Origin of the sequence: Halanaerobacter jeridensis (assembly GCF_016908315.1) — a bacterium.
GTDB lineage: Bacteria > Bacillota > Halanaerobiia > Halobacteroidales > Halobacteroidaceae > Halanaerobacter > Halanaerobacter jeridensis.
On record NZ_JAFBDQ010000004.1, the window covers coordinates 67,439 to 83,644 of the forward strand.

Annotated in this window: 15 protein-coding genes; all 15 read left to right on the forward strand. The window is 33.5% G+C overall.

What is annotated here, in order from left to right:
- Window positions 1-12: 12 nt before the first annotated feature.
- Window positions 13-954, forward strand: a complete 942-nt coding sequence (locus JOC47_RS04705) for a carbohydrate kinase family protein (protein WP_204700828.1) — start codon at window positions 13-15, stop codon at window positions 952-954.
- A gap of 144 nt (window positions 955-1,098) precedes the next feature.
- Window positions 1,099-2,460: a M16 family metallopeptidase gene (locus tag JOC47_RS04710; protein ID WP_204700829.1), complete on the forward strand. Its 1,362-nt coding sequence runs from the start codon at window positions 1,099-1,101 to the stop codon at window positions 2,458-2,460.
- 75 nt (window positions 2,461-2,535) lie between these two features.
- Window positions 2,536-3,999: a M16 family metallopeptidase gene (locus tag JOC47_RS04715; protein WP_204700830.1), complete on the forward strand. Its 1,464-nt coding sequence runs from the start codon at window positions 2,536-2,538 to the stop codon at window positions 3,997-3,999.
- Between the two features lie 14 nt (window positions 4,000-4,013).
- Entirely contained in the window at window positions 4,014-5,186 is a 1,173-nt protein-coding gene (locus tag JOC47_RS04720) for an iron-containing alcohol dehydrogenase (protein ID WP_204700831.1), read from the forward strand.
- Window positions 5,187-5,483: 297 nt separating this feature from the next.
- Entirely contained in the window at window positions 5,484-6,983 is a 1,500-nt protein-coding gene (locus JOC47_RS04725; RefSeq protein ID WP_204700832.1) for an SSO2105 N-terminal domain-containing protein, read from the forward strand.
- A gap of 256 nt (window positions 6,984-7,239) precedes the next feature.
- The gene (locus tag JOC47_RS04730) at window positions 7,240-7,998 is read left to right on the forward strand and encodes a threonine/serine exporter family protein (RefSeq protein ID WP_204700833.1); all 759 of its coding nucleotides are present in this window, start codon (window positions 7,240-7,242) and stop codon (window positions 7,996-7,998) included.
- Window positions 7,995-8,444 (forward strand): threonine/serine exporter family protein, encoded by a 450-nt coding sequence (locus JOC47_RS04735; RefSeq protein WP_204700834.1) that lies wholly within the window; start codon window positions 7,995-7,997, stop codon window positions 8,442-8,444. Before JOC47_RS04730 ends, JOC47_RS04735 begins: the two co-directional genes overlap by 4 nt.
- A 48-nt stretch (window positions 8,445-8,492) precedes the next feature.
- Window positions 8,493-9,449, forward strand: coding sequence for an aminopeptidase (locus JOC47_RS04740; protein ID WP_204700835.1), 957 nt, complete (start codon window positions 8,493-8,495; stop codon window positions 9,447-9,449).
- 175 nt (window positions 9,450-9,624) lie between these two features.
- Entirely contained in the window at window positions 9,625-10,194 is a 570-nt protein-coding gene (locus JOC47_RS04745) for a glycerol-3-phosphate responsive antiterminator (RefSeq protein WP_204700836.1), read from the forward strand.
- 396 nt (window positions 10,195-10,590) lie between these two features.
- Window positions 10,591-11,583: a dihydroxyacetone kinase subunit DhaK gene (gene dhaK, locus JOC47_RS04750; RefSeq protein WP_204700837.1), complete on the forward strand. Its 993-nt coding sequence runs from the start codon at window positions 10,591-10,593 to the stop codon at window positions 11,581-11,583.
- A gap of 117 nt (window positions 11,584-11,700) precedes the next feature.
- Complete coding sequence (dhaL, locus tag JOC47_RS04755) at window positions 11,701-12,312, forward strand: dihydroxyacetone kinase subunit DhaL (protein WP_204700838.1); 612 nt, start codon at window positions 11,701-11,703, stop codon at window positions 12,310-12,312.
- 17 nt (window positions 12,313-12,329) lie between these two features.
- The gene (gene dhaM, locus JOC47_RS04760; RefSeq protein ID WP_204700839.1) at window positions 12,330-12,725 is read left to right on the forward strand and encodes a dihydroxyacetone kinase phosphoryl donor subunit DhaM; all 396 of its coding nucleotides are present in this window, start codon (window positions 12,330-12,332) and stop codon (window positions 12,723-12,725) included.
- A gap of 581 nt (window positions 12,726-13,306) precedes the next feature.
- Window positions 13,307-13,660 (forward strand): Lin0368 family putative glycerol transporter subunit, encoded by a 354-nt coding sequence (locus JOC47_RS04765; protein WP_204700840.1) that lies wholly within the window; start codon window positions 13,307-13,309, stop codon window positions 13,658-13,660.
- 56 nt (window positions 13,661-13,716) lie between these two features.
- Window positions 13,717-14,052 (forward strand): Lin0368 family putative glycerol transporter subunit, encoded by a 336-nt coding sequence (locus tag JOC47_RS04770; RefSeq protein WP_204700841.1) that lies wholly within the window; start codon window positions 13,717-13,719, stop codon window positions 14,050-14,052.
- 250 nt (window positions 14,053-14,302) lie between these two features.
- Window positions 14,303-15,799, forward strand: coding sequence for a glycerol kinase GlpK (gene glpK / locus JOC47_RS04775; protein WP_338035321.1), 1,497 nt, complete (start codon window positions 14,303-14,305; stop codon window positions 15,797-15,799).
- The last annotated feature ends 407 nt before the right edge of the window (window positions 15,800-16,206 follow it).

A 16,206-nucleotide genomic window follows, 5' to 3' on the forward strand; every position in this document is an offset into this window, starting at 1 on the left:
AGGTGAGTTAGTATGAATGGAGTTATTACTTTAGGGGAAGCTTTGATTGATTTCACTCCTTTAGATGATGATAATATGGAGTTTAAAAAAAGTCCTGGTGGGGCTCCAGCTAATGTAGCGGTAGGTTTAAGTCGTTTAGGTGTTGAGACTACTTTTGTAGGTAAAGTAGGTGACGATGTTTTAGGTAATTTTTTAGCTAAAACTTTAAATGATAATGGTGTTAATACAGAAGAAATGTTATTAACAGATGAAGCTAGAACTGCTATCACATTTGTTACTTTAGACCAAGATGGAGACCGCAGTTTTAGTTTTTATATTGACCCTAGCGCTGATAGATTTTTAAGGCCTGAAGAGATTAATATAGATTTATTTAAAGAAAATAAGATTTTACACTTTGGTTCTATTTCATTAATTGATGATCCAGCTCGGAGTTCAACAAAATATGCAGTTCAAATGGCACAAAAAAATGATATTTTAGTCTCTTATGATCCTAATTTACGGATGAATTTGTGGAGTAATGCTGAGGTTGCTAAGACAAGAATTATGTCTGTATTAGATGATGTTGACATTCTTAAAATTTCAGAAGAAGAATTAGAATTTATAACTGGAACTATGGATGCCGAAAAAGGAGCTCAAGAGTTAGCTCAAGAATATGATATTCCATTAATTTATATTACTTGGGGGAGCAAAGGAGCTTATTATTACTATCAAGGTGAGTTAGAGTTTGTTGAATCTTTAGATGTTGAAGCTGTAGATACTACAGGAGCAGGAGATGCATTTGTATCAGGTGTTTTATATCAAATTAATCACACTGATCAATCTTTAGCAGAATTGAGTAGTGATTTTTTAGCTAAGACTGCTAAATTAGCTAGTATTTCAGGGGCTTTAGCAGTCTCTGATAAAGGAGCTATGTCAGCACTACCAACTCTTGATGAAATTGAAGAAAGATTATAGTCATATTTAATATAGCAAAAAGCTTGGCCTGGGGGTCAAGCTTTTTAATTTTTTGTAACTGCATTTGAATTTTAGATGTTAAACTATTACAATAAGTTATAAGAAAGTTGATTAAAGATTAATTTTATCTAGGGAGGAAAAATTATGAAAAAGAAACTCAAAATAATAATCTTATTATCTCTATTATTAATTAGTTTAGGTAATGGAGCAACTTTAGCCCAAAAAGAAACTACATCCGAAGTTTTTATTCCTGAAATAAATTATACAGAATTTAAATTGGATAATGGATTAGAAATTTATGTTTTGGAAGATCATCAATTGCCTTTAGTGAATTTTTCAGTCTGGTATAAAGTAGGTTCAATTGATGAGCGAGATGGAATTTCTGGTATTTCACATCTTTTAGAACATACTATGTTTTTAGGTACTGAAACTCTAAACAAAGGTCAAATTCATAACTTAGTTAAATCTGTGGGCGGGAGTAATAATGCGGGGACTTTTTATGATTATACAAAGTATTATGAAGAATTACCGTCTTCTAAATTAGAATTAGCAATGGCGATTGAATCTGATCGAATGAGGAATTTAGCTATTAATCCCCAAGAATTTAGACGCGAGAAAAAGGTTGTGAAACAAGAACGACGCAAAAGAGTAGAAAATAGTGTATTTTGGTCTTCTTTAGAAGAAGTGCAGTCTAAGGCCTGGGCCAATACTCCTTTAGAACATCAAATCATTGGCTGGATGGAAGATTTGAATCAGATTGATTTACAGAATATGAAAGATTATTATAGACAGTATTATGCTCCTAATAATGCAGCTTTAGTAGTGTCAGGAGATGTTAAACCCCAGCAAGTTAAAAGATTAGCTCAGAAGTATTATGGGGATTATCAAGCTCAGAAAATAGAGCGGATTCAATTTGCAAAGCCACAACAGAAAAAAGAACAGGAAGTTACAGTGCGTAAAGTAACTCGAGTTCCATTTATTCAAATGATCTATCCTATTCCTGCTGCTAATGATGAAGATATAATAGCTATTAAAGCATTAATGGATATTTTGGTCAATAATTCTAGTTCGCGGGTTAAAGAACATTTAAAACAAAAACAGCGTCTTATTTTAGAGGCAGGAAGTAATGTGCAAGGTTTAAGAAAAGAGGGATTTGCTTTACTTTATTTAATTCCTACTTCAGAACAATTAGTTGATCGTGTGCGGAACAGTTTTGATCATCAATTGCAAAGAATAAAAAGAAAAGGAATTACAAAAGAAGAATTAGAGATAGTTAAGAAAAATAGTTTGAAGACTATGATCTTTAATCAGCGTGATACGGGTACTAAGGCCAATATCTTAGCTCAAGGAGTAGTCAGGTTTGATAATCCTGAGTTATATAAAGAGCAGTTGAGCACATTGAAAAATTTAACTGAGGCCGATATTGTAGCAGCAGCTAAAAAATATTTTAAGCAGCAAGATCGAACTATAGGTTATATATTACCAAAGCAAATAGTAAGACAGTAAGACAGTGAAACAGTAATGAGTAATCAGAAAAAAGATAAAAGAAAAATATAGAGGTTTAAAGAAAGGGTGGCAGTGATGAGTAATAAATTATTTTACTATTGTAGTTTAGTAATACTTATATTAGTAGTGATGTCTGTTTCGGCTGCGGCTAAAGTAGAATTTAGTCAAGAATTATATAAAGAATTAGCGCAGGGAAAGAATAAAGCACCTTACATTAAGTTACCGGATTATAAACGGATTGAGCTAGATAATAAATTAGTATTATATGTGGTAGAAGATGATAGTTATCCGACAGTAGAAGTGACGGGTTATATAGAGGGTGGACAGAGACAAGAAAAGAAAGAAATAGCTGGTATTTCAAAATTTATGTTTGAAATGATGAATACTGGAACTCAAAATTATGGGCAACAGGAATTAGCTAAGTATAAAGAACTACATGGAATTGATTTTGGCTTTAGTGTTAAAAAAGACTATTATAAATTTTCTGGTAGTGCTCTAAGTAGTGATAAAAAAGATTTGTTATCCTTAATTGCAGATATTTTGCAGCATCCTGATTTTAAAGCGGATTATTATCAGCGGATTAAGCAGGAGACTAAGCGCGGCTTGGCCCAAGCTAAGACTAGACAGGGTTCATTATTAGATATGTATTTTGCTAAGAATATTTATCACAATCATCCCTATTCTTTTGCCAATAATTATGATTTAAGGTTGCAAACTTTAGCTAATATTACTCCTCAGAGTTTAAAGCAATTTTATCAGCAGAATATTGCTCCTAATAATGTAATTTTAGGAGTGGTAGGAGATGTAGATGCAGATAAGATAGAAAAATTAGTTAAAGATGAATTTGCTAGTTGGTCAGAAAAAGAAGTGAAACTAAAAGAGCGGCAGTTAAAGATGGATACTAGCCCTCAAAATAAAATACTAGTTGTTAATAAGCCTGATGCCACGCAAGCTAAAATTCGTATGGGCTATAACTTTTATCGCTCTGGATTTGAAGACCGGATAGCGTTTAAAATGGCTAATCGAGTTTATGGGGGAGGCTCCTTTAGCAGTCGTTTAATGAAGAATTTGCGTAGCGATAAAGGTTATGTGTATAGTATATATTCTCGACCAGAATATAATCGTTGGGGAGGAATTTATTATGTTAATACAGAAGTAAAACCTAATAGGGTTCACCAAACAATTAAAGCAATCAAGGAAGAGATGTCAGCAATTAAAACAGCAAAGAATAAAATAACTAAAAAAGAATTAGAAGAGAATATTAATTTGTATAATGCTTTATTACCTAAATCATATCAACAGCAGGTTGATATTTTAGGACAAATAATCTATAATGCAGAAATTAGAGGGCGGCAGGTTGATTATGTGAATCAGTTTATCACTGAATATAATCAATTAACTGCCTCAGAAGTACAGCAGACTTTTGCCCAACATACTTATCCACAACGATTTTTAACTGTCATTGTAGCTAATAAGAAAGAAGTAGTACCACAATTCAAAGCACAAGGAATTGATATTGAAGTAGTAAATCCAAACTAGAAAGGGTGATTAGTGTGCAGAATTTTACTTTTCAGAATTCGACAAAGGTTATTTTTGGACGCGATAAAGAAAAAACAGTAGGAACGGAAGTTAAAGAATATAGCGACCATGTGTTATTGCATTACGGTGGTGGCAGTATTAAGAAATATGGTGTTTATGATGATGTGATAGATTCCTTAGAAGAAGCAGGAGTTGAAGTTACAGAATTAGGTGGAGTGCAGCCTAATCCTCGTTTGAGTTTAGTAGAAGAAGGAATTGAAATCTGCCGTGAAAAAGATATTGATTTTATTTTAGCAGTGGGGGGCGGCAGTGTTATTGATTCTGCTAAAAGTATTGCTGCTGGAGTACCTTATGAAGGAGATGTTTGGGACTTTTTCGCAGGAGAAGCTGAAATTGAAACAGCTTTGCCAGTTGGTACTGTCTTAACTATTCCAGCTGCTGGTAGTGAAACAAGTCCTGCTGCTGTAGTTACTAATGAAGAAGAAGATTTGAAATGGGATATTGGTAGTAATAAATTACGACCACAATTTTCTATTTTGAATCCTGAAATCACTTATACATTGCCTGATTATCAAACTGCTTGTGGAGCAGCAGATATGATGGCTCATATTATGGAACGTTACTTTACTAAAACGGAAGATGTAGAATTAACTGATAAGTTATGTGCTGGAACTTTGCGGACAATCATTAATAATACTCCATGTGCTTTAAAAGAACCTAAAAACTATGATGCTCGAGCTGAGATTATGTGGGCGGGAACTATTGCTCATAATGACTTGTTAGGTACAGGCCGCGAAGAAGATTGGGCCTCTCATGCTATTGAACATGAACTGAGTGCTTTATATGACGTAGCACATGGAGCAGGATTAGCAGTTATCTTCCCAGCTTGGATGGAGTATGTCCATCAAGAACATGTAGAAAGATTTGCTCAGTTTGCTGTAGATGTATGGAATGTAGATCCAGACTTTTATAATGTAGAACAGACTGCTAAGAAAGGAATTGAAAAAACCAGAGAATTCTTTAGCTCAATTGGATTACCAGTTAGCTTAGAAGAATTAGGTGTGCCAACGAATAAATTAGAAGAAATGGCCGATAAGTGTACTAGTGGCGGTCCTGTTGGTAACTTTAAGTCTTTAGATAAAGAAGATGTGTTTCGAATTTATAAATTAAGCCAGAATAAGAGATAAGAACAGTAAAGAGTAATCAGTGATGAGTAAAGAGAAAAGAAGAAAAATAGTAAAGAGAAAAGACAGTAAGAACAGTAAAGAGTAATCAGTGATATGTTTGCTGTCTTACTGTCTGTCTTTTTTAGGAGGTTTAAGCAGTTGCAAAATATTGATGTAAAATTATTCAAATCAAGGCAAAAGACTTTTTAATTCCATATTTAGATATAGTATATACTATATCTAGAGGTGATAAAATGAAATATTTAAAAAGATATGAAACAACTAAGATAATTGGGATAAATAAAGAAGGTGCTAGTAATGAAGACAACAATTAAAGCTAAATTACTAGAGATGCCTTCAGAGGAAAGCGAAAAAATTAATAACCTTATGCTTAAGTTTTCTTCAGCAATCAGATTTGCTTTTAATCGTAGAAAGCCTGATGCTTATGATTCAATGAATAAAGGTGATTTGGAGAAATTACTGCAGAGTAAATATAAACTTAACTCTAGATATGCTAAAGATGCAGTTATGAAAGCAGATAGTATTATATCTTCGCAAAAGGAATTAGTAAAAGAATATCACAGTAATTATAAATCTAAGGTTAAACAGGTTAAGCAGGAATTAAAAATAGCAAAATCCAAACAAAAAATCCATGCTTTAAAAACAAAGTTGGATAAATATCAACGGAAGTTAGAAAAATATCAAAAACATTTAGATAATGGTACAATTCCTAAAGTTATTTTTGGAGGTAAAGAAAATTATAAAGCTAGGTGTGAAGGGAAGATTTCCAATCAAGAATGGAAAGAACTTCGTAACAATAAATTCTGTTCTCGCGGAGATAAGACTAAAAAAGGGAATCTTAATACGCGCATTGTTTTAGATAAAGAAGATAATATCTTTTTAAGGATTAATACTAGTGTCAAAAAGAATAGTAGTAGATATGAGTATATTAAAGTCCCGCTTTATTTACCGCAAAAGGAGAATTTAGAGGGTGAGGTTAACGGTAGAGATTATAAAAGTATGGTCTTAAAAGCTGTTAACAAAGAGAAACCTTATTATGTAGAAGTTATCCATAAAGATAATCAATATTTTGTTCATATAACTATTGAAGAGAAAACGCCAGAAATTAAATCTGCTAATCCTGAACAAGTAGGAATTATAGGAATAGACACTAACCCAGATGGTTTTGCTTTAACTTGTCTTGACCAAGAAGGTAATTATAAATGGCATAAATGTATAACTAATCCTGAATTAACTTCTGCTAAAGGTAATAGGCGGACTAATCTTTGTGGTGAATTAGCAAAAGAAGTAGTTGAGTTTATTAAAGAAAAAGGATATTCTGTAGCGATTGAAGATTTAGAGTTCAAACGCAATCGTTATGGGAATAAGAAATTTGAAAGGGCTTCACATCAATTTGTATATAGAAAGTTGTTGACTTTTTTAGAGAGAGGATGTAAGCGTAAAGGAATAGAAGTTATTAAAATCAATCCCGCCTTTACTAGCATCATTGGGAAATATAAGTACCAGCATCAGTTTGGAATAAGTGTTCATAATTCGGCTGCATTAGTAATTGGCAGAAGGGCTTTAGGTTTTAATGAACGAATTCCAAAACAATTAATCCAAGTTATGAGTAGTTATTTAAAGAGAGTTAAATTCACAAAATTTATTTCTAGTTCCCAATGGTCTAAATGGGGCAAGATTGATTATTTAATTAAAACTTTGATTAAAAATATTAAAAAGAAAGGTGGTGAAAATCCTGCTTATAGTAAAGACTATGCATATTCCAGATACAGGAAGAGATTGTTGGGGATCGCTTAATAATTATGACCTGATTAAAAGAATTAATTTTCTAATAGTTTAGATAGGGCAAAGCACCACATAGAGAAAGGACTTTGCCTAGAATGTAAAATTTAGGGACGGGTAACACCTGTATCTTTCTAGTACCTTAATATTATAAATATTAAGGGCAGTAAGGAAGATTATAATCAAGCGATTATACCTAACACGATCTAATCCTGTATGATTGTGGTCTATGTATAGTTTTGCATAGGTTTTTATAAGCAGGTTGTTTTTAGTGCTTACTGCACGGCAAGTATTAAAAGTAGCAGGATTAGCAGGGAAAATAATTTTAACTAATGGAGCAGAAATTTATCGTACGGAAGATACAATCATGGAGATTTGTCATGCTTATGGAGTAGATGATGTTGAAAGTTTTGTGACTCCGACAGGAATTTTTCTTTCTATTGACGATGGTGAATATGTACATACAAAATTGAAGCGAGTCCATAATAGAACTATAAATTTAGATAAAATCAGTAAAATTAATAATTTTTCACGACAGTTACAGGAAGAAACTTTGTCTTTTCAACAAGCTTTGGCCCAACTGCAAAAGATTGAAGCAGATGGACCAGAGTATAGTTTTTTAACTGTTACAAGTTTAACTTCTATTGCTTGTGCGATGTATGTAATTTTAGTAAGAGCGAATTATATTAACTTCTTTCCGGCTTTAATTGCTAGTTTTGCTAGTCAATTGATGATTAAACAGAGTGGTTTTTTAAAAGAGATCAATTATATCCCAGAAATGATTGCTGGATTTATCGCTGGTTTAGTAGCAGTATTATTCCATCGTTTTGGTGCAGCTAATTATAATTTGAGTGTAGTTACTGTCAGTGGTATTTTAGCTTTTGTACCGGGAGTAAGTGCTACTAATGCAATTCGTGATGCTATTGATAATGATTTGATTTCTGCTACTAGTAGAGGTACAGAAGTAATATTAAGTTCGATTAGTTTAGCAGCAGGAGTAGCCTTGTCTCTAGGTGGGTTAAACTTATGAGAATAATATTAGATTTGGTGGCTAATTTCATTTTAGTATTAGGTTTTGGAATTTTGCTGCAAGCTCCTAAAAGCAGTTTGATTTCAGTAGGATTAACTGGGACAATTAGTTGGGGTGGATTTTTGTTGGCGCAAAATTTAACTAATAGTATAGTATTTTCAACTTTTATTGCAGCGATGACAGTAGGAGTTTGTGGAGAAATTTTTGCGCGATTTAACAAACTACCGGCAACGGTATTTATTGTAGCAGGTATTTTGCCTCTTGTGCCTGGAGTGCCAGCTTATTATATGATGTATCATATGATTAAAGGAGAATATTTACAAGGTGTTGAAAATGCAATTAATACCTTAATGATTGCTGGAGCTATTTCTTTTGGGATTGCTATTGTTGGTGGTGCAGCGAAATATTATTCTGAATTAAAAAATGGTCATCTTGAGGAAGAATAATTGTAATGATTAAGTTTCAAACTAGAAATAGGGAGTGAAGAAGAAAAAATGAGTGAATTAGCAAAGGCAGCACAAATAGTAGTTAAAGATTGTTTAGCAGTAGAAGCAGAAGAGGAAGTGTTAGTGGTAGTTGACCAATTACGGCAAGAAATTGGTGAAGCGATCTATCAAGCAGGCGAAAATATTGGAGCGGAAGTAATGTTAATAAAAATGTTAGAACGAGAAAATCATGGAGCAGAACCGCCAACTACAATAGCAGAAGCAATGAAGGATGCTGATGTAGTAATTATGCCAACTACTAAATCTTTATCTCATACTGCAGCTAGAGTTGAAGCTTGTAAATCAGGAACAAGAGCTGTTACATTACCAGGAATTACAGCAGAGATGATGAAACGGACTTTAAATGCTGATTACCAACGGATTAAAGAACGTAGTGAGAGTTTAGCTGAGAAACTAAGTAGAGCTAAGAAAGCTAAAATCACTGCTCCTAATGGAACAGATTTAGAATTAGTATTAGAAGAAAGAAAAGGACATCCTGATACGGGCATTTATCATCAACCAGGTGATTTTGGAAACTTACCAGCGGGAGAAGCGTATATAGCTCCACTAGAAGGAAAAGCTAATGGTAAGTTTGTAGTTGATGGTTCAATGAGTGGAGCTGAAGTACATACTGATGAAATAGAATTAATTGTTGCTGATGGTTATGTAACAGATATTAAAGGAGGAACAGCAGCAGAAAAATTAAAGGAGATAATTGCTCCTTATGGTCAAGATGCTAGGAATATTGCTGAATTAGGAATTGGAACCAATGACCAAGCGCAACTAATAGGAAATATATTAGAAGATGAAAAAGTGATGAGCACAGTTCATGTAGCTATAGGAGATAATTCTACGATGGGGGGAGAAATAGAAGTAGCTAGTCACTTAGATGGTATTATTGAAAACCCGACTGTTAAATTAGATAATGAAGTAATTATGAAAGATGGAAAAATCATCAAGGAGTAAAAGGTCGAAATTAAATATTCTTTGTCTAAAAAATCAAAAAATAAAAAGGAGAAACTAGAAATAGACATAATTAATATATTAAAGGTAATATACTAAATTATAATTAAATAATTCATATGAGCTGTTCAGTGCAATGGAATTGAATTATTATTGATATTGGAAAGAGGTAGATTAAATGTACATTGAAAAAATTTTAAAGGATCATCCGATTATTGCAGCGATTAAAGATGTTGATGACTTAGAACAGGTACCTAAAGATAAGATTGATGTGATTTTCATTTTGCGGAGTAGACTCTCGGACTTAAATGAGATAATTGAGAAGGCAATGGATTTAGATGTATTAGTATTTTTGCATATTGATATGGTCAAAGGAATTGGCAAAGATAAAGAAGCAATTAGATACTTGGCTCAAGAGATAGGTATTGATGGCATTATGACTACTAAGAGCTATCTGATTAAGGCAGCTAAAAAAGAAAACTTAATTACAATTCAGAGATTATTTATGCTAGATTCTGAATCATTAAAGACAGGAGTGAATATTGTAAAAAGTACTAATCCTGATTTGATTGAAGTGCTGCCAGGTTTAGTAGTACCGACAATGGTGGATAAATTAAAGAGTAAATTAGATATCCCAATTATTGCTGGAGGATTAGTTAGAAATCGCGAACAAGTCTCAGAAATTTTAGACAAAGATGTGACTGCTATTTCTACCAGTCAAACAGATTTATGGGAAAATTATAAATAAAGATTGAAAAATGTCGGATTATATAGTATAATTTAATTGTTGTTTTAACTTAATAAGTGAGTTAAAGGGTAGAAAATATAGAGAATCCCTATTTAACTTATACAGGTTGGGGAGTACTAGCTTTAAATTGAGTAATATTCCATCTGTAAGTTAAATAGGGGTTTTTTTTAATGAATAATAAATTTTTATTATGTCTAATATAACATTATAAGTTTAAGTTTATCTATTTTATATTTTAAAGATAAATTAAAAACAAATAGCCCATTATAAGATTATAAGAGTTTATTTAGTTGGGATAGCTGTATCTGACTAAATAAGCTCTTTTTATATTATAAAACATATGTTTGCTGCTGGTAATATTCTTTAAAGCAAGATAAAAAAACAGGGGGGATAATGATGAAGAAGAAATTAGTTAATAATCCAGATGATGTAGTGGAAGAAATGTTAGCGGGCGTAGTAGCAGCAGAACCAGACAGATATAAGAAGTTAAAAGACCAAAATGTCTTAGTTAGAGCAGATGCTCCAGTGGATAAGGTTGCTTTAGTTAGTGGCGGTGGTAGTGGGCACGAACCTACTCATGGAGGCTATGTTGGCCCCGGAATGTTAGATGCTGCTGTAGCAGGTGATGTATTTACTTCTCCAACTCCAGATGCTGTTTATGAAGCTATTAAAGCAGTTGACAGTGGTAATGGGGTATTTTTGGTAATTAAGAATTATACTGGCGATGTAATGAATTTTGAGATGGCAGAGGATATGGCAGAAGCAGACGGTATCGAAACAGCCCATGTAGTAGTTAATGATGATGTAGCTGTAGAAGATAGTACTTATACAAGCGGACGTAGAGGTGTTGCAGGAACTATCTTTGTTCACAAAATTGCAGGTGCGTTAGCAGCACAAGGGGCTAGTTTGCAAGAAGTAAAGGAGATAGCGGAAAAAGTAGTCGCTAATGTTAGAACTAAAGGTATGGCCTTGTATCCTTGCCGTGTTCCAGCAGCAGATGAATCTACTTTTAGTTTAGAAGAGAATGAAATGGAATTAGGGATTGGGATTCATGGTGAGCCGGGAACAGAAAGAACAGAAGTTAAATCAGCTGATGAGATTGTAAATAATTTAGTTACGGATGTTATAGAAGATTTACCTTTTAGCGCTAATGATGAAGTTGCAGTAATAGTTAATGGTATGGGCGGTACTCCATTAATGGAACTTTATATAGCTAATAGAAAAGTAAATGAAATTTTAGGTGCTAAAAATATAGATATCTATAAAACCTTTGTTGGAGAGTATATGACTTCATTAGAGATGGCTGGATTATCAGTTACATTGTTAAAATTAGATGATGAATTAAAAGAATTATTAGACGCTCCTACAGCAGTTGATTTATTAAAATAAAATTTATCTTAGTTTAATTATTGGAAAAGATTCTGCTTATGGGCTGTGGTTTAATTAAAAATACGATAATATCCACAGCTCATAAATATTATAGTAAAATTATTTAGGAGGGATAGTATGAATAAAACAGAAGAAGTATTTAATAAAATAGCTGATAAAATAATTGATAATAAACAATATTTAACTAAGTTAGACTCTGCTATTGGTGATGGTGACCATGGGATTAATATGGCACGTGGCTTTTCTGAAGTTAAAGAAGAGTTTGAATCTGCAGAGTTTGATAGTAATAGTGCAGTGGTCAAAAAAGTAGCCATGACATTAATTTCTAATGTTGGTGGAGCTTCTGGACCATTATATGGCACAGCATTTTTACAGGCAAGTAAAGTAATGGAGGAAGATCTATCGCTAAAGAATGCTGTAAAAATAGGAGAAGCAGTAATAGAAGGGATAAAGATGCGGGGTAAGGCAGAGCAAGGAGATAAAACAATGCTTGATGCAATTATTCCTGCTGTTAATGCTTTGAAGGAAGATTATGAAGCGGGAGTAGAGTTAGAAGAAGCTTTGCAAGATTGTTTAGAGGCAGCAGAAGAAGGAAAAGAAAGTACTATTCCCTTGGTAGCTAAAAAAGGACGGGCTAGTTATTTAGGAGAAAGAAGTAAGGGGCATCAAGATCCTGGTGCAACTTCAAGTTATATGATAATTGAAACAATTATTAAAGAAATAATTTAGAAGGTTGAGGTGTTAATATGGTAGGAATACTAATTGTTTCGCATAGTAAAGAAGTTGCGCAAGGAGCAAAAGAATTAGCAGCAGAGATGATGCAAGGGGATGTACCTTTAGAGGCAGTAGGAGGTACTAAAGATGGTAGGTTAGGAACAGACTCTAATTTGATTTATGAAGCCTTGACTAACTTAAATAATGCTGATGGGGTAATAATTTTAGCTGATATGGGGAGTTCAGTAATGAATACTGAGCTGGCTTTTGAATTTTTCTCAGAAGAAGAGCAGGAAAAATTTAAAATAGTAAATGCTCCTTTAGTGGAAGGGGCTATTAATGCTGCTTTGCAATCGAGTTTTGGCAAGGATTTAGATGAAGTAATAGCAGCTTTAGATCCTGTAGAGTTGGCCCAAAAGAAAGTTTGATAAATTTGTGACAAAGTACAAATTAAATAACTGAATTAGGCTTTGAAGCAATTATTTCGTCATAATCACAAAAAAAGTTGTAAAAAAACACAAATAACCCTTGAAAAAATTATAAAGTGCTGTTATAATTAAATTAGATTGATTGAGGCAAGAAAAATATAATATATAATTAATTAAAAGTTAACAGGGTAGAATATATAGAGAACCCCTATTTAACTTTTACAGAATAAGTGCATCCCACTTATAATTATGGTGTATCTAGGTCTGTGAAGTTAAATAGGGGTTTTTTGTATGGGCAAGACTATAAGTATAACTACAATTAATATAATTTATCTGATTACAACTTATTAACATATAACTTGAACAATATTATTAAGTTAATCAGTTATAAGACTATAAGAGTTTATCTAGTTGGAATTACTATAGCAGTGGCGTATGGTCATTGCTGCATGAGAGCTAGGTGAACTCTTTTAGTATATATAATAAGATTTAGAAAGGGGGATAGTTCAGGAGAAAATAATTTTCTGAAAATTCTGAAAATTTAGAAATTGGAAGTAATTAAAAAAAGGGGGTTCATTTTAATGAAGAAATATTTAGGTACTATGGTTGGTGGAGCAATTGCCGGAGTATTCGTATTCGCCATTTGGGGACTGTTCACTGAAGCTTTTGGAACTGCTGGAGGTTGGCTTGGTGGACCATTAGTAGTTGCTCTAGTCTGGGCTTTAAATCACTATGTAGGAGCGTTTTATTTACCTGATGGTGCAGTTGCAATTGATATGGCAGTAGCAATCGGGATCGCTGGAACAATGAACGGAGTATTTAGAGGTAAGCCTATCGCAGCAGCAATGCCTACTTTATTTTGGATGGCTGTTGGAGCAATTTTAGGTGGGATCTTTGCATCAATAGTAACTGATGTAATAGCAGAAAATAGTTAAATTTAGTAGTCTGTTGATTTGAATTTGTGACATAATAATACTTGGAGGTGTAATCAATGGGGATTGATGCAATTGCAACGACAATTTTTGGAGGAATGTTATTTCCATTTTTGATTCTGATGATTTGGGGTAAAGGTGCAGAAGAAGGTGGCATGTTTGGAGGTATGGCAGCAGGTGGTTTTGTTGTTGGTACTAGTTGGTTAGCAAATCACGGTGCAGGATTAGTTGTACAAGGACAAGGAGCGCCATGGGTTGATATGGCTTGGGCTGCTGGAATAGGAATTATGGCTTTCGGTATTGTGCAAGGTAACGATATTAAAAAGTCTATTCCTTCTCTTACGTTTGCTATAATCGGTGGCATAATCGGTGGCTATATTTTATCAGCAATGTAATATAGATCTTACATTTGTTTATAAGCTATTATAATTTTACAAATTTATTCTTTATAATATAATTTGAGATATTTCCTAAGTTAAAAAAATAAAACCCTAATAATATAATAGAAATAATAATAGTAGAGGGTTTAAATTTTTAATGTTTTGTAACATCTATTGAGAGGTTTATAAAGTAGTTTTATATAGATGAATTTGGGGCAAAGATACTAATTTTAAAGCTGTATAAAAACTAAAGGGGGCTTTTATTGTGGGAAATTACATTTTATCCATTGACCAAGGAACAACTAGTTCTAGAGCAATTGTGTTTAATAAGGCTGGAGAAGAAGTTAGTGTAGCACAGAAGGAATTTACTCAGCACTATCCAAATCCAGGTTGGGTTGAGCATGATGCTAATGAAATTTGGGGTACAACAATTGGTGTTATAGCTGATGCTTTAGGCAAAGCAGATATTGTAGCTAGCGAAATAGACGGAATCGGTATTACTAATCAGCGTGAAACTACAGTAGTTTGGGATGCGGAAACAGGTAAGCCAATTCATAATGCAATTGTTTGGCAAGATAGAAGAACTGCTAGTATTTGTGATGACTTAGAAGAACAAGGTTATAAAGATCCTATCCAAGAAAAAACTGGTTTAATTCTTGATGCTTATTTCTCTGGAACTAAGATTAAGTGGTTGTTAGATAATGTAGAAGGTGCTAGAGAAAGAGCTGAAGAAGGTAAGTTGAGATTTGGTACTATGGATAGTTGGTTAATTTGGAAATTAACTGGCGGAGAAGTTCATGTTACAGACTATACAAATGCTTCCCGAACAATGATCTTTAATATTCATGACTTAGAATGGGATGACGAGTTATTGGATATGTTAGATATTCCAAAGTCAATGTTACCAGAAGCTAAATCAAGTAGTGAAGTTTATGGCGAAACAGTAGACTATCACTTCTTTGGTGAAAATGTTCCAATCGCTGGTATTGCTGGTGACCAACAAGCTGCCTTATTCGGTCAAGGATGTTATGACAAAGGTATGGCTAAGAATACTTACGGAACAGGTTGTTTCTTATTAATGAATACGGGTAAAGAAGCAGTTAAATCAGAAAATCAATTATTAACTACAATCGCTGCTAGTGCTGACGGTGGAGCTAAATATGCTCTAGAAGGAAGTATCTTTGTAGCTGGAGCAGCAATTCAGTGGTTAAGAGATGAAATGAGCTTAGTAGAAGAAGCCCCAGACTCTGAATACTTTGCTAATAAAGTAGACGGCACAGATGGTGTCTATGTAGTGCCAGCCTTTACCGGTTTAGGAGCTCCATACTGGGATATGTATGCTCGAGGTACAATAGTTGGTTTAACTCGAGGAACTAATAAAGACCATATTATTAGAGCTACTTTAGAATCTTTAGCTTATCAAACACGAGATGTGTTAGATGCTATGGAAGCAGATTCAGGAATTAACTTAAAAGAATTAGCAGTTGATGGTGGAGCAGTAAATAATGACTTCTTAATGCAGTTCCAGGCAGATATCTTAGGTACTCCAGTAGAAAGACCAGAGTATACAGAGACTACTGCTTTAGGAGCAGCATATTTAGCCGGATTAGCAGTAGGGTATTGGAATAGTAAAGAAGAAGTATTAGAGAAGCGCAGAATAGATACTACTTTCCAACCAGAAATGGGCGAAGAAGAAAAAGAAAAGTTATATGCTGGATGGCAAAAAGCAGTAGGCAGAGCAAAGGATTGGGCAGAAGAGTAAGTAACTAGCAATAAAACTAAGCATATAGCTTGCGCACTTAATCTGCAATAGCTTAAGCGACTAGGGCTACACGAAGTGTTTTTTCGCTTTTTAAAAAACACGGAGGGATACCTAGTAAATGCTCAGTAATTTATGAACTAGCAATAAAGCAATGCATATAGCTTGCGCACTTAATGTGCAAGAAAATCAAATATAAATGCCGCAGAGGGCGTTAATACCCTTGCGGCATTTATCACTACAAACTACAAAAGTTTTAACTATAGTGGGAAGGGAATAGCAACAATCAGAATTAAATAAATAGATATTGTGGTAGAAAATATAAAAGAAACCACATTTAAGTTTTCCTAGGGATAAGTGCGTTCAATGTGGGAACTTAAATGTGGTTTCTATAATTTTAAAATTCGATT

Bases quoted from the DNA above. Each gene is read 5' to 3' on its own strand.
- JOC47_RS04705 (WP_204700828.1), top strand. From the start codon at position 13: ATGAATGGAGTTATTACTTTAGGGGAAGCTTTGATTGATTTCACTCCT.
- JOC47_RS04710 (WP_204700829.1), top strand. From the start codon at position 1,099: ATGAAAAAGAAACTCAAAATAATAATCTTATTATCTCTATTATTAATT.
- JOC47_RS04715 (WP_204700830.1), top strand. From the start codon at position 2,536: ATGAGTAATAAATTATTTTACTATTGTAGTTTAGTAATACTTATATTA.
- JOC47_RS04725 (WP_204700832.1), top strand. From the start codon at position 5,484: ATGAAGACAACAATTAAAGCTAAATTACTAGAGATGCCTTCAGAGGAA.
- JOC47_RS04735 (WP_204700834.1), top strand. From the start codon at position 7,995: ATGAGAATAATATTAGATTTGGTGGCTAATTTCATTTTAGTATTAGGT.
- JOC47_RS04740 (WP_204700835.1), top strand. From the start codon at position 8,493: ATGAGTGAATTAGCAAAGGCAGCACAAATAGTAGTTAAAGATTGTTTA.
- JOC47_RS04745 (WP_204700836.1), top strand. From the start codon at position 9,625: ATGTACATTGAAAAAATTTTAAAGGATCATCCGATTATTGCAGCGATT.
- dhaK (WP_204700837.1), top strand. From the start codon at position 10,591: ATGAAGAAGAAATTAGTTAATAATCCAGATGATGTAGTGGAAGAAATG.
- dhaL (WP_204700838.1), top strand. From the start codon at position 11,701: ATGAATAAAACAGAAGAAGTATTTAATAAAATAGCTGATAAAATAATT.
- dhaM (WP_204700839.1), top strand. From the start codon at position 12,330: ATGGTAGGAATACTAATTGTTTCGCATAGTAAAGAAGTTGCGCAAGGA.
- JOC47_RS04765 (WP_204700840.1), top strand. From the start codon at position 13,307: ATGAAGAAATATTTAGGTACTATGGTTGGTGGAGCAATTGCCGGAGTA.
- JOC47_RS04770 (WP_204700841.1), top strand. From the start codon at position 13,717: ATGGGGATTGATGCAATTGCAACGACAATTTTTGGAGGAATGTTATTT.